13 protein-coding genes are annotated in these 14375 nt (G+C 51.1%); 9 read left to right on the top strand and 4 right to left on the bottom strand.

The window, feature by feature from the left end:
• Positions 1–96 precede the first annotated feature (96 nt).
• Both topA and DK507_RS14195 read left to right on the top strand, forming a co-directional pair.
• Positions 97–2670: a type I DNA topoisomerase gene (gene topA, locus DK507_RS14200; RefSeq protein ID WP_109356994.1), complete on the top strand. Its 2574-nt coding sequence runs from the start codon at positions 97–99 to the stop codon at positions 2668–2670.
• A 42-nt stretch (positions 2671–2712) separates the two neighbouring features.
• Positions 2713–3312 (top strand): bifunctional 2-polyprenyl-6-hydroxyphenol methylase/3-demethylubiquinol 3-O-methyltransferase UbiG, encoded by a 600-nt coding sequence (locus tag DK507_RS14195; RefSeq protein ID WP_109356993.1) that lies wholly within the window; start codon positions 2713–2715, stop codon positions 3310–3312.
• Between the two features lie 82 nt (positions 3313–3394).
• Here the strand turns inward: DK507_RS14195 and DK507_RS14190 are convergent, their stop codons facing one another.
• Complete coding sequence (locus DK507_RS14190) at positions 3395–4069, bottom strand: PilZ domain-containing protein (protein WP_109356992.1); 675 nt, start codon at positions 4067–4069, stop codon at positions 3395–3397.
• Between the two features lie 248 nt (positions 4070–4317).
• Here DK507_RS14190 and DK507_RS14185 point away from each other — a divergent pair, with 248 nt between their 5' ends.
• Complete coding sequence (locus DK507_RS14185; RefSeq protein WP_109356991.1) at positions 4318–5505, top strand: GGDEF domain-containing protein; 1188 nt, start codon at positions 4318–4320, stop codon at positions 5503–5505.
• Positions 5506–5534: 29 nt separating this feature from the next.
• On the opposite strand, the gene era is transcribed toward DK507_RS14185, so the two are convergent.
• Genes era through lepB form a run of 3 tightly spaced genes read right to left on the bottom strand, consistent with a single transcriptional unit; the run spans position 5535 to position 7892 of the window.
• The gene (era, locus tag DK507_RS14180; protein WP_109356990.1) at positions 5535–6428 is read right to left on the bottom strand and encodes a GTPase Era; all 894 of its coding nucleotides are present in this window, start codon (positions 6426–6428) and stop codon (positions 5535–5537) included.
• Positions 6425–7093, bottom strand: coding sequence for a ribonuclease III (gene rnc / locus DK507_RS14175; RefSeq protein ID WP_109356989.1), 669 nt, complete (start codon positions 7091–7093; stop codon positions 6425–6427). The genes era and rnc overlap by 4 nt, the downstream gene beginning before the upstream one ends.
• Complete coding sequence (gene lepB / locus DK507_RS14170) at positions 7086–7892, bottom strand: signal peptidase I (protein WP_109356988.1); 807 nt, start codon at positions 7890–7892, stop codon at positions 7086–7088. The genes rnc and lepB overlap by 8 nt, the downstream gene beginning before the upstream one ends.
• Before the next feature lie 157 nt (positions 7893–8049).
• On the opposite strand from lepB, the gene pgi reads away from it, so the two are divergent.
• From pgi to mce, 6 genes are all read left to right on the top strand, one after another.
• On the top strand, positions 8050–9543 hold the full coding sequence (gene pgi, locus DK507_RS14165; protein ID WP_109356987.1) for a glucose-6-phosphate isomerase: 1494 nt from the start codon (positions 8050–8052) through the stop codon (positions 9541–9543).
• A gap of 18 nt (positions 9544–9561) precedes the next feature.
• Positions 9562–10908, top strand: coding sequence for a glutathione-disulfide reductase (gor, locus tag DK507_RS14160; RefSeq protein WP_109356986.1), 1347 nt, complete (start codon positions 9562–9564; stop codon positions 10906–10908).
• 139 nt (positions 10909–11047) lie between these two features.
• Positions 11048–12574: an acyl-CoA carboxylase subunit beta gene (locus DK507_RS14155; protein ID WP_109356985.1), complete on the top strand. Its 1527-nt coding sequence runs from the start codon at positions 11048–11050 to the stop codon at positions 12572–12574.
• 23 nt (positions 12575–12597) lie between these two features.
• Positions 12598–12933: a contact-dependent growth inhibition system immunity protein gene (locus tag DK507_RS14150; RefSeq protein ID WP_162559062.1), complete on the top strand. Its 336-nt coding sequence runs from the start codon at positions 12598–12600 to the stop codon at positions 12931–12933.
• A complete protein-coding gene (locus tag DK507_RS14145) occupies positions 12934–13878 on the top strand; it encodes a DUF808 domain-containing protein (protein WP_109356983.1) in 945 nt (314 codons plus the stop codon).
• On the top strand, positions 13875–14309 hold the full coding sequence (mce, locus tag DK507_RS14140) for a methylmalonyl-CoA epimerase (RefSeq protein WP_109356982.1): 435 nt from the start codon (positions 13875–13877) through the stop codon (positions 14307–14309). The genes DK507_RS14145 and mce overlap by 4 nt, the downstream gene beginning before the upstream one ends.
• Positions 14310–14375: the final 66 nt, after the last annotated feature.

Genomic DNA, 14375 nt, shown 5'->3' with positions numbered 1-14375 from the left:
GGCTAAATGGCATTTTCGTCGATCAAGGGCTTGACGAACGTCCAACCTGTGCAACAGCCTCGCGCGTATACGTGAGACAAATGAAAATCGGAAAATATGCAATTAGTAATCGTTGAGTCACCCGCCAAAGCGAAAACAATCGAAAAATATCTGGGTTCGGATTTCAAGGTACTGGCTTCTTACGGCCATATCCGCGACTTGCCGCCCAAAGACGGCTCGGTTGACCCGGACGATGGTTTTTCCATGGTCTGGCAGCCTTATTCGGACAAGACCAAGCAGCTGAAAGCGATTACCGACGAATCCAAAAAGGCGACCCGCCTCGTTCTCGCGACCGACCCTGATCGGGAAGGGGAAGCGATTAGCTGGCACGTGCTTGAGGTTTTGAAGAAGAAAAAGGCGCTGCCTGAAAAAGTCGATCGGGTCACTTTTAACGCAATTACAAAATCGGCGGTTACGGATGCCATGGCCCATCCACGAACGTTGGATGATGACCTGATTGACGCTTATCGCGCCCGCCGTGCATTGGATTATCTTGTCGGTTTCACGCTGTCACCCGTACTGTGGCGCAAACTACCCGGCGCCAAATCCGCTGGCCGGGTCCAATCCGTAGCTTTGCGCCTGATCGTCGAGCGTGAGCGCGAAATCGAAGTCTTTAATCCACAAGAGTATTGGTCGGTCACATCACAGATGGAGCAGGGCGGTCAGGCATTTGAAGCCCGTCTGACCATCCATCAGGGTAAAAAGCTTGGCAAGATGGATCTGTCCAACGAGGCCGAAGCAACTGTTGCCAAAACAGCGGTTGAAAACGGCCTGTTCACGATTGAAACAGTTGAAACCAAGCCACTTACCCGCAATCCGCCGCCGCCGTTTACAACCTCAACCTTACAACAGGAAGCGGCGCGTAAACTCGGCTATTCGGCAAGCCACACCATGCGGATTGCTCAGCAGCTTTATGAAGATGGCGCGATTACCTATATGCGTACGGATGGCGTACAGATGGATGACAGCGCCATCTCTGCCGCGCGTAAGGCGATTTCCGATCGTTATGACGCCAGCTATGTCCCGGACAAGCCTCGTGTCTACAAGTCCAAAGCCAAGAATGCTCAGGAGGCCCATGAAGCCATCCGTCCAACCAGCTTTACCCGCGACAGTGTGGGCAGCGGTGATCATGCGAAGCTTTACAGCCTGATCCTGAAACGCGCTATGGCCAGCCAGATGGCCGCCGCGCGCCTGGAACGCACAACGATCGATATGCTCGACGGTACCGGTCAGACCGGTCTGCGCGCAACCGGGCAGGTTGTGAAATTTCCCGGCTTTATGGCACTTTACGAAGAAGGCCGCGACGACAGCAAAGATGAAAATGGCGGCTTGTTGCCAGCTATGTCCAAAGGTGACAGCCCGGCGAAAAAATCTGTCGAAGCCAATCAGCATTTCACCCAGCCTCCTCCGCGTTACAGCGAAGCAAGCCTGGTCAAGAAGATGGAAGAACTCGGCATTGGCCGTCCTTCTACCTATGCCTCGATCATCAAAACGCTCAAAGATCGCGCCTATATCCGAACCGAAGGAAATCGTTTCTTTGCAGAGGAAAGCGGACGTCTCTTAACAGGTTTTCTAGAAAGATTTTTCCAACGCTATGTCGCTTATGAATACACGGCAGAACTTGAGGATGAGCTGGACGAAGTCAGCGGTGGCCGAGCAGAATGGCAGAAGATTCTCGAAGCCTTCTGGTATGATTTCAAACCCAAGACAGCCGAAGTCATGGAGAAACTGCCGTCCGAAGTTACGGCGGAACTCGACAAATTTCTGGAGCCTTATCTGTTCCCGGAAAAAGAAGACGGCAGCGATCCTCGCCTATGTCCTCGCTGTAACGAGGGCAAGCTGGCCCTACGCGGTGGCCGCTTTGGGGCGTTTGTCGCCTGTTCCAACTATCCTGATTGCAAATATACGCGCCGTTTTGCCCAAGGCGGCGGAGCCAATGCTGACGAGGATGAAGGCCCGCAGGACTTGGGCATCGATCCCGATACGGATGAAAAAATCACCAAAATGGTCGGCCGCTTTGGCCCCTATGTTCAGCGCGGCGAGGGTAAGGAAGCAAAAAGGTCTTCCATCCCCAAAGATGTGCCGGCGGAAGATTTTGGCCTGGAATGGGCATTAAAACTGCTTTCCCTGCCACGCGAAGTCGGCATGCACCCGGAGACGGGCAAGGAAGTCAACGCGCAGATAGGCCGCTATGGTCCCTATTTAAGCCACGACGGCAAGTCCGCACGGCTTGAAAATACTATGGAGGTGTTTGAAATCGGAATGAACGCGGCGGTTGCGAAGCTCGCAGATGCAGCGAAAAACGGTAAAGGCGGCCGTAGAGGCGCTGAGCCGTTAAAGATCATGGGCAAACATCCGCGCACCGAAGAAGAAATCAAGCTGATGGATGGCCGCTACGGTCCCTATGTCACCGATGGCACAACCAACGCGTCGCTGCCCAAGACGGTGGACAAGGATCAGCTGACACTGGAAGAAGCGGCGCAGTTGATTGATGATCGCGCGGCGAAAGGCCCAGCTAAAAAGCGCAGGAAGAAGGCGGCACCTAAGAAGAAGGCTGCGGCGAAGAAAAAACCCGCAGCGAAGAAGAAACCAGCGGCTAAGAAGGCGGCAGCGAAGGCAAAAACGGAATAGCGGCGTTCTCTGCATGCACAACATGGTTGAGGATGCAAGATTATGGAACCCTCGGTTCTTGGCGAGAAGTATGACAAAATTGCACAGTGGTGGAATGATCGTCACAATAGTTCCCGCTACGGAGTGGAACAGTTCAAAAGGGCGATTGGTTTTGCGCCAGATGGCGGTTCAGCTCTCGATGTAGGATGCGGAGCTGGCGGGCGGTTTATCCGTATTTTGCAATCAAATGGATACAAGGTTACCGGTCTGGACGTATCCAAAGAAATGATACGACTGGCTTCGCAAAATCATCCTGAAGAAGATTTTATTCATCAAGACATCAGTTCGTGGGAAACATCAAAAAAGTTCGACTTCATCATTGCTTGGGACAGTATTTTTCATCTACCTCTCGACATGCAAAAGCCAGTTCTTACAAAGCTATGCCAGCTTTTGAACGAGGATGGGGTGTTGATATATACTTTTGGCGATGGGTCAGGCGGTGGCGAAAGTGAATGGTGTAACGACACCTTTTATTACAGCACGATCGGGATAACTGAAAACATCAGGATCCTCTTGGACAACGGCTTGTCGCTGATGCACATGGAACTTGATCAATATCCTGAAACGCATGTCTACGTTATTGCAGTTAAACAATCGCGATGAGCGGAATGTCGACAGTCTAAACTTAGCGTTCAATTTCCGCTTTCAAGATAAAGCAAACATCCTTGAGAAAGCCCAAAGTCGCTTAACCCAGTTCAACCCCACGCCCTGATTCAGGTTTTGTTTCCGTGGTATAAAAGTTCGCCAACCAATCGGTAATCTGGGGAACGGAAACCCGTTTATGGAATTTAATCCCGATTTCCGATCCTTTTTGCCACCTGACGGTACCGGTTATGTCACCCAATTGTGGAACAACCAATGTCAGTTGATTGCCAACTTCACACAGATAATCAGCATCAATCCGGATTCCGGCGGGTGAAATATCGCAGATTTCGGCTTTGACCAAAGTTGAACCGATCCTGAAAACTATGGCTTGCCGCATGTGCACCCGCGGTAACCGAGAGAGTTGGTACTTATTGTGGACCCGCAAGCTTGCGAGCAGTTCATTCACGTTGATTTCATTTTGGAATTGCATGCCCACCAATGCGTCTTTGCGCCAGCGTATGCTCCCGGTAAGTGCCACGTCATCAGTCAAAGCAACTGTTGCGGTGTCTCCCATTTCAAAGCTGGGATGTATCTCGATCATGACGCCGCTGCCCGAGATATTTTTTATGAAGCCCCAACCTTCAGCCGTGCCGGATACGATTTTTGCCAGGCGAAAAACAGTGAGCTGACGTTCCTTTTTCCGACGTTCCTGGTCGATTTCCCCGTTGCTGCCATTAAAGGCTCCAAACTCAGCCGTTTGAACATTACCGACCATTTAATTTTACCTTATTCTGAAGTGGATAAAAAGAGTGGCTCAATTGTTGTGCGAGGGCCGTCGCCATTGTTGCTATGATCGAAGTCCTGAAACACTGTATTTATAACGGTCGTCCGTTTACTATCTTAAGGGGCGATTTCGCCTAATTGTACGATGGATTGCGAAACGCCTTTAAGGACGTGCTCCACCTTTAGGATTGGTATCTGCCGTCCCTTAAACAGAACCCTGTTTTTCCGTCTAATGATCGGATGATTGAAGCGAACCTTATCTTCCGCAGCTTGATGGTTGTGATTCTGGCATTGTTTGCCACGGTGTTTGCGGTCATCTATCTATATGATCGCAAACAGCATATGGCCGGATGGCTTGCCTCCGCCTATCTCTGCGGCCTTGGGGCATTTCTGGTAGATATCAGTCGATCATTTTTGGATCCTGTTATTTCGGATATGGTTGCCAAGCTGATATTCTGGTGTTTCAGCATCGGTCTGATCTTGTCGATATTTGCTCACTATAGAGCGCGGTATCCGTTGATCGCTATTGGCGGGATCGCAGGCGTTGGAATGATGCCATTGCTCTGGTTCAGCTTCGTTGACCCAGATATTATCTTGCGGTCAATTTTCTCATCCTTGACCGCGGGGTTGATATTATCCTGTGCGTTACCGCTATTCTGGAAGAAGCGCAGCGGCGTGCTGGACAATATCATGTTCTTTCTGATCGCAGCACTGTGTTTCATCTATTTCCTTCGGCCATATGTGATCTACGGCGTCCTCGATGCAACACACACAGCCGCCAACTACCAAGGGTCCGCCTATGCCATGGCATTGCACGCCTCCAGTGCCATTTGCGGATTGGCATGCGGTGTCGTTATGCTGATAGTGGTCGGCCATAACATCATCCTCAAATATCAATTGGCAACCACGATCGACCCACTTACCGGCCTTATGAATCGGCGTGGACTGGACCAGTTTATCAGCAAAGAACTCAGCAAAAACGATATGTCAGACCGCGCGGTAATGATTGTCGATCTCGACGAATTCAAGAAGGTAAACGACAATTTTGGCCATGAAACCGGTGACAATGTACTGACACGAGCAGCATCAGTTCTACAGAGAGTCACTGGCAATCTGGGCAAGGTAGGGCGCATCGGCGGCGAAGAATTTATCGTAATCCTCGACAAAGTAACGTCGGGAGATCGCCTGATTGTGGCGCAACATCTGAGGTTATCGATCGGGATGATCGTTCACCCGGAGATTGCGCCGGAAGATCGGATAACTGCCAGTTTTGGTATAGCCTTGATCCTTGAGGACGAGAGTTTTGCTATGGCCTTACGCCGGGCTGACTCAGCTTTATACGAGGCCAAAGCTGGGGGACGCAATTGTGTGGTTGAGGCGCATAATGACAACAGCTTTACCCAGATCAGATATATCGAACGCTACTAGACCGCACGGCGATTGTTCAACGTCTGCGCCTATTTGACCCAATCCAATCCCATATCCTGATAAAGGCTCTTGTCTTCATCCCAATTTGCACTGACTTTGACGTGAAGATAGAGATGGACAGTCTTGCCCAATATTTCGGACAGCTCTGCACGCGCCTTCGCGCCGATATCCTTGATCTGGTGGCCACCTTTGCCCAGGATGATCGCGCGTTGGGTTGGTTTTTCTACCAGGATTTGCTGGTGAATTTCCAACGAGCCATCTGGACGTTCCTTATATTGCTCCATCGCAATGGCCGTCGCATAGGGCAACTCCGCATGAAGTTGGCGGAAAACCTGTTCCCTGGTGATCTCGGCTGCCAAAAGCCTTTCACTGACGTCCGACACCTGATCTTCCGGAAAATGCCACGGACCTTCCGGCATCGCATCAACTAGGTAGGATTTCAGTTCATCAAGCCCATCGCCGGTTTTGGCGCTGACAAAAAAGGTTTCATTAAACCCGCACAGATCATTTAACTTGGTCACATGGGCGAGCAATTTGTCCTTCGCTGCAATGTCGACCTTGTTCATTACCAGTATCAATTTTTCCGGACGGTGCTTGATGCGTTCCACAATCGACGTGACTCTGGGGCCAAGACCAGCACGCGAGTCCACCAGCATAATGACAATATCGGCATCTTCGGCACCGTCCCAGGCCGCAGAGACCATCGCGCGGTCAAGTCGGCGGCGCGGTTCAAAAATACCAGGTGTATCGACGAGGAGCAGCTGCGCCTCATCCTCGATCGCGATACCAAGCAACCGAGTCCGCGTAGTTTGCGGTTTAGAACTGGTGATCGCCACCTTCTGACCAACAAGAGCGTTGATCAACGTCGATTTACCCGCATTGGGTGCGCCGATCAACGCCACTACACCACATTTTTGAGTCATGTATATTTTTCCAGAAACAGTTTTGCGGCGGTCGTCTCCGCGGTCTGAATCGAGGAAGCCGTTGCTTCCACTTCACCAACCTTATTGATACTGACTTTCACCGTGAAACGCAGATCATGATGCGGACCAGCTTTCTCAACCAGCTGATAAACGGGCATCTTGCGATTATGTGCCGCGGCCCATTCCTGCAGGGCGGATTTGGGATGCCGGACGTCCTTCTCCATGCCGGATATCCGTCCGCCCCAATGTTTGAGGATGAAGTCTTTCGCTGTTTCCATCCCATGATCAAGATAAACAGCACCAATCAAAGACTCCATGACGTCACCCAATACCTTGGCGCTCTGCCGGGCACCATCATCTCGTGCCTGTTTACCCAGCAGCAAATGAGTGGAAACTCCTGTGTCTAGCGCAATCTCTCCACAGACTTTGCCCGAGACCAGGCCATTGAGCCGTTGAGACAGTTTACCTTCCGGTTCATTGGGGAACTGTTTGTAAAGCTGGGCGGCTATGGTCAGGCCCAAGACACGGTCACCCAGAAATTCAAGACGCTGATAGTCGTCATCGCCAAAGCTGCCATGGGTGACCGCACGGATATAAAGCGTCTCGTCACCGGGTTCTTTTCCGGTTACTTTGGTCAGCCAATCCAGAAATTCCGGTTTATTCAAAGCCCTCTCCAATACGCCCCCACCGCGCTGCGCTAAACCAGGTCCATGGTTTGATCCACTCAGCAGACCCGTCGGTCGAGAAGACAGAAACCAGCGCACGTCCTACCAGATTTTCCTGTGGGACCATACCAATAGCTTGTCCTTCTACTGCAGGAAAACGACTATCGGCGCTGCGATCACGATTGTCACCCATCAGGAACATATGTCCGTCTGGTACAACAAAGGTCTCTGTATTGTCGCCTTCGGATGCTTCATTGACGTCGAGTACCTTGTATTTTCTGCCGTTGGGTAGTGTTTCTTCAAACTGAGGATAACGACAAATTCGTTCGCCATCAGCATTGGTTGTTTCAAAATATGTGGCATAACAGGGGCTGTTGGCAGACACTGCATGTGTGTAATCGTCAATCTTCTTGCGCTGGACCTCAGCACCATTGATCGAAACTACACCGTTGGTCACCTGAACAATATCACCGGACAAGGCTATAACCCGTTTGATATAATCATCAGTGCCGCTGGGCGGTGCCTTGAAGACGACTACATCACCAGGTTCAGGTGTATTGGCCAATATCCTGCCTGGAATGACGGGAACACTAAACGGCATGCTATATTTTGAGTAGCCATAGGGCCATTTCGCCACGAGCAGGTAATCCCCGACCATCAGACGCGGCTGCATGGATTCCGAAGGGATATTGAAAGGCGAGACGATAAAGCTGCGCAAAATTATGACGAACAAAGCCAACTTTACGAGGAAGACCATGAAATCAGCGGTTTCAGAGCGCGGAGCGGATTTATCTTTCATCGCGCCCCTTTGCTGATAATGGCGCGTGCGGTCAAGAGACAGTATTTAGCGATGATGGCTGGTGATTTGGCCTTGTTCATCAAAGGGTCGCAGGATAGAGCTAAGATCGAAAAGGCGGGGCTACTAGGTCGTTGTAAATAACAAGAAAGAATATGCTTTGGATCATTGGAACGCGATTGAAACCCAACCTGCATCAACCTTGAAAAACCTGTTCGAAGCGGATCCGCAACGAACCAAGCAATTCGGCTTCGAACAATCCGGTATCTATTTTGATTTTTCGAAAACACATATGGACAGTGCCTTGCTTGAAAGCTTTCAAAAGCTTGCCGCTGACAGGAACCTATCCGACGAAATTGAAGCCCTGACCAGTGGCGTCGCCATAAATCCCAGTGAAGGTCGCGCAGCGGAACATACAGCGGAGCGCGGAATAGGTTTAGAAACCAGTGTTGAAAATGCCCAATTGTTGAAAAACCGCATGCAAGCTTTGGTTCAGGCAATCGAGGCAGGTGCGCTTGGAGAAATTGAATATATCATCCATCTTGGAATAGGTGGTTCGGCATTGGGACCGAAATTGCTGCTCGAAGCATTGAAAATCGGAGATGAAAAATATCAAACGGCGGTCATCTCGAATATTGATGGCTGCGCGCTAGAGCCTGTATTGGAGCGCTTTGATGCTCACAAGACGCTGCTTGTTATAGCATCGAAGAGTTTCACCACAGCAGAAACATTTCTGAATGCGAGATCGGTTACGGACTGGATGAAGGAGCAGGGTGTCTCTGATCCATTCGGTAAAATCATTGCGTTGACGGCAATGCCCGACAAGGCCGTTGAGTGGGGCATTGATGAAAGCCGTATATTGCCGTTCTCGGAGACAGTTGGCGGGCGTTATTCACTCTGGTCCTCCATTGGATTTAGCGCGGCACTGACGCTCGGTATAGAGGTTTTCAACGACTTGCTCACGGGTGCAGCGGAAATGGACGAACATTTCAGGCAGACGCCATTTGAACGGAATATTCCGGTGTTAGCAGCATTTTGCGACCAATATTACAGCCAGGTCAGAAATTGCGAGACGCGCGCGGTATTTGCCTATGACGAAAGACTGAGACTGCTGCCGGACTATCTGCAGCAGCTGGAAATGGAGAGCAATGGCAAGTCGGTTATGGCAGATGGCAAACCGCTGGATCGTCATAGCAGTCCGATTGTATGGGGCGGAATAGGGACGGACGCCCAGCACGCCGTGTTCCAGCTGCTGCACCAAGGTACCCATCTGGTGCCGGTTGAATTTTTGGCTGTGATTGAGCCGGGCCATTCATTGGCGGCCGAACATCATCAGGGATTGTTACTCAATTGTTTCGCACAGAGCGCTGCGCTGATGGCCGGCAAAACTTCCGATGATAGTAATCGAAATTATCCGGGTGACAGGCCATCAACGACTCTATTACTAGACGATCTCGACGGGCGGACACTAGGGGCACTCATTGCCTTTTATGAGCATCGCACTTTTGCAAATGCGGTACTCTTGGGCATCAATCCGTTTGATCAATTTGGTGTTGAATTGGGCAAAGAAATGGCCAATGCGCTTTTGGCAGGGGACAGTAACCAAATGGACGCTTCGACCGAAATACTAAAAAACCGGGCATTTTCTGTCTGAGTTATTAAGGAACAAATAATGTCGGAATATGATTATGACCTGTTCGTCATCGGCGCGGGTTCGGGTGGAACCAGAGCGGCGCGGGTGTCGGCTTCATACGGTGCCAAAGTTGCAGTTGCGGAAGAATATCGCGTAGGCGGTACTTGTGTCATTCGCGGCTGTGTGCCGAAAAAGATGCTGGTGTACGGCTCTCATTTTTCCGAAGATCTCGAAGATGGCAAAAATTTTGGCTGGACTTGGGAAAATGCCAAGTTTGATTGGACAAAGCTGCGCGATCATATTCTTGCCGATGTCGATCGGCTCAACAACGCCTATACGCAGACATTGAACAATCACGATGTCGAGATCATATTGGAGCGCGCGGAGATTGTTGGCCCGCATGAAGTAAAACTGGCCAGCGGCAAGACCGTGACCGCCAAATATATATTGGTTGCTGTGGGCGCATGGCCTGATGTGGCGGACTTTCCGGGCAGTGAGCATATGCTGACTTCCAATGAAATGTTCCATCTGGAGAAGCTGCCTGAAACAGTCATCATCTCTGGTGGCGGATATATTGCCAATGAATTTGCCGGCATATTCAACGGTCTCGGCAGCGAAGTCTTCGTTGTAAACCGCTCGGATGTGATCTTGCGCGGTTATGACGAGAGCTTGCGCGACCGTTTGCTGCAGATTGCGATGACCAAGGGCATAAATTACAAATTCAACTGCACGTTCGACAAGATTGAGAAGCGGGAAGACGGCGCGCTAGATGTCTACATGGACGGCAAGCCTGCCATGCGGGCCGACGTTGTTCTTGCTGCAACCGGGCGGCGTCCGAAAATTGATGGGCTTGGCCTCGAAAATGCTGATGTCGAAACCAACGAGAAAGGCGCCATCAAGGTCGATGAGTATAGCCGGACCAATGTCGATAGCATCTATGCCGTCGGCGATGTAACGGACCGTGTTCAGCTGACCCCCGTTGCCATTCGCGAAGGGCAAGCTTTTGCCGATACGGTGTTCAACAATACACCGCGGACTGTTGATTATGATTGCATCCCGTCGGCGGTATTCTCTCAGCCGCCAATTGCTTCCGTTGGCCTGACTGAAGGTGAAGCGCGGACACAATACGGCAACATCAAAGTCTATTCGTCTGACTTCCGGGCAATGCGCAATGCCTTTGCTGATCGGCCGGAACGCAGTCTCTACAAAATGATCGTTGAGGCGACGAGCGAGAAAATTCTCGGCCTGCATATGATTGGTCCCGATGCTCCGGAGATTCTTCAGGCAGCTGCTGTCGCGGTCAAAGCAGGTTTAACCAAACAGGCGTTTGATGACACTGTCGCTTTGCACCCCAGTATGTCGGAAGAATTGGTCTTGTTGAAATAGGTTGACGTTACGGCACAGGCCGTTTCGAAAGAAACTTAATTGATCGATTAATTTTTATTGACGATTGCATAATCCTCCGTGCATTGGCTAGGGACGTTTCCGTAGCCAAATCACAGTTCCAAATCATCTTGGGGGATTCATGCAGACGATTATCGAGCAGCTCGAAGCCAAGCGCGCGGAGGCCCATCTGGGCGGCGGTCAAAAACGGATTGATTCTCAGCACGCCAAAGGCAAGTTGACAGCACGCGAACGGATCGAAGTGTTGCTTGATGAGGGCTCGTTTGAAGAGATCGACACCTATGTCGAGCATAATTGCGTCGATTTCGGTATGGAAGAAACGAAGATACCGGGTGATGGCGTGGTCACTGGTTCCGGTACAATCAACGGCCGCCTCGTGTTCGTCTTCAGTCAGGACTTCACAGTCTTCGGCGGTTCGCTGTCAGAACGTCATGCTGAGAAAATCTGCAAGGTGCTGGAAAATGCCATGAAGGTTGGCGCTCCGGTCATTGGTATCAACGACAGCGGCGGTGCGCGTATTCAGGAAGGAGTGGCATCATTGGGCGGCTATGCCGATGTCTTCCAGCGGAATGTATTGGCGAGCGGTGTGATCCCGCAGCTCAGCCTTATAATGGGACCTTGTGCAGGCGGTGCCGTTTATTCGCCTGCGATGACGGACTTCATCTTCATGGTGAAGGACAGCAGCTATATGTTCGTCACGGGTCCGGACGTTGTAAAAACCGTAACCAACGAAATCGTCACGCAGGAAGAGCTAGGTGGGGCAGTGACCCATACGACCAAGACAAGCGTTGCTGATGTCGCTTATGAGAATGATATCGAAGCGCTGCTCGCAGCACGTGATTTCATTGACTATATGCCGCTGAGCAATCGGGAAGAGGTGCCAGAGCGCCCCACGGCTGATCCATGGGATCGGCTGGAGGACAGTCTAGATACTCTGATCCCGGCCAACGCCAACCAGCCTTATGATATGCATGAGGTCATTCAGAAAATGGTCGATGAAGGCGATTTTTTCGAAATTCAACCAGCACATGCCGCCAATATCATTTGTGGCTTTGGCCGCATTGAAGGACAAACGGTAGGCGTAGTAGCTAACCAACCCATGGTCCTCGCCGGCTGTCTTGATATTAATGCGTCCAAGAAGGCCGGGCGCTTCGTCCGCTATTGCGATGCGTTCAATATTCCGATCATTACCTTGGTGGACGTCCCCGGCTTTCTGCCCGGCACATCACAGGAGCATAATGGCATTATCAAACACGGCGCAAAACTGCTCTTTGCCTATGCCGAAGCGACTGTGCCGAAGATCACCATCATCACGCGTAAAGCCTATGGCGGTGCTTATGACGTCATGGCATCCAAGCATTTGCGCGGTGATCTCAACTACGCGTGGCCGACCGCCGAAATCGCTGTCATGGGCGCGAAAGGGGCAGTAGAAATTATCTTTCGCGGCAAGACCGAAGAGGAGATTGCCGAGAAGACCAAGGAATATGAAGACCGCTTCGCCAACCCGTTTATTGCGGCTCAAAAGGGTTTTGTTGATGAAGTTATCATGCCGCATTCGACGCGGAGACGCGTGGCGTTGGGATTGCGGAAGCTGCGAAACAAGGAGTTGGAAAACCCTTGGAAGAAGCATGATAACATTCCGTTGTGATTGAAAAGCGTCGAGACTTTAGAATGCAAGCCGAGAAACACTGGCCAAGCTTGTATCAGTTTCTAGGTGGTTACGTGCATCAAAGTTGGGATGATTTTTATTCCTCGCCTGAAGAAGCAATTGACCATGCAATATCAGAATTCACTTCGGAAATGTTGAGTGCCGTTATTCTTGAATGGTCTGCATGGAAGCAGGGAATAGCCAAGAAAACTGATCCCCGAAAATCTCTAAATGACGGTTTTAGTGTGAACGTGTTTTTCAGATTTCCCAATGACGCCAGAAAATTCATAAAAATGGTTGATGAAAAACTGGATGTTGCACCCACCCCACCAAATCAACGCGATGGGATATCTAAATAAATGCCAACAGGACTAGTAGCCCTTCTCGACGACGTCGCAGCCATTGCCAAGGTGGCCGCAGCCTCAGTTGATGACATAAGCGCAGCGGCGGCGCGTGCAGGTGCTAAATCTGCCGGTGTTGTGATCGATGACGCTGCGGTCACCCCGCAATATGTGACAGGTTTTAGCCCGGCGCGCGAACTTCCGATGATCTGGAAGATCGCCAAGGGATCAATCAAGAACAAGCTTCTGTTCCTGCTTCCGGCAGCGGTTCTCCTTGGCCAGTTTGCGCCTTTTCTTATCCCGATCATCCTGATCCTTGGAGGTCTCTTCCTTTGCTACGAGGCTGCGGAGAAGGTGCTTGAGTGGCTCCATGTCGATGAGACGACTAAGCATGACAAACCTGCCATTGTCGAAGGCCCGGGACGCGAAGATGAAATGGTATCCGGCGCTATCCGTACTGATTTCATCCTGTCCGGTGAGATTATGGCTATCGCCCTGTCCGAAGTGACCGAAGAGGTTTGGTGGCAGCAGGGCATCATCCTTGCGTTGATCGGTATTGTGATAACAGTGGGTGTTTATGGCGTGGTCGCCTTGATTGTTAAGATGGACGATGTGGGTTTGCACCTTGCGACTGAAAATGACGGTTTCGTGGCTTCCTTCGGCCGCAGTCTGGTGGCGTTCATGCCGAAATTACTCGCGACTATCTCGATCATTGGCACATTGGCCATGGCGTGGGTTGGCGGAGGCTTGCTGGTACACAATATCGCCGCCGTTGGCTGGCATGGCCCGGAGCATCTGATCGGTATTATTTCCCATCCTCTGGTTGGGCTATTTCCAGAAAACGCCCAGCTATTTGCCAGCGGGATCAGTTTTGCGATACTATCCGGATTGTTCGGCGTAGCCATCGGCGCAGTGATCGCGCCATTGGTCCACAAAATCATTCCGCACGGAGAAGCACATTGAAACTAGGCCGCCTCAATCATATCGGCGTCGTCACACCGTCCATTCCGGACAGCATAGCGCATTGGCAAGATGTCATGGGGGCGACGAAAATCCACGATCCGTTTGATTTGCCGGCGCAGGGCGTAAAGGTCTGCTTTGTTGACACACCAGCTGACGGTCCCACCAACGGCACGCAGATTGAACTCATCGAACCGCTTGGTGAGGACAGTCCGATCCACGGCTTCCTTTCCAAGAATCCATTGGGCGGACAACATCACATCTGCTTTGAAGTGCCAGATATCCGTACCGCCAAGGCCGAATTCGAAGCCATGGGCAAGCGCGTTTTGGGCGAACCGCGCATCGGCGCGCATGGAACACTTATCTTTTTTGTGCATCCCAAGGATATGGGCGGGATGCTAACCGAGATAATGGAAACTCCTAAGGATCATTAATCCACCACAGAGAATACTATAAAGTTGATCCGGCATCGAACCGGCTTGACGCCACTCAAAGGGACA

The sequence above is a fragment of the Sphingorhabdus sp. EL138 genome, from assembly GCF_900258045.1.
Lineage (GTDB): Bacteria > Pseudomonadota > Alphaproteobacteria > Sphingomonadales > Sphingomonadaceae > Parasphingorhabdus.
The sequence above is the reverse complement of the archived record's forward strand: the minus strand, read 5'-3'. Positions and strand labels throughout refer to the sequence as shown.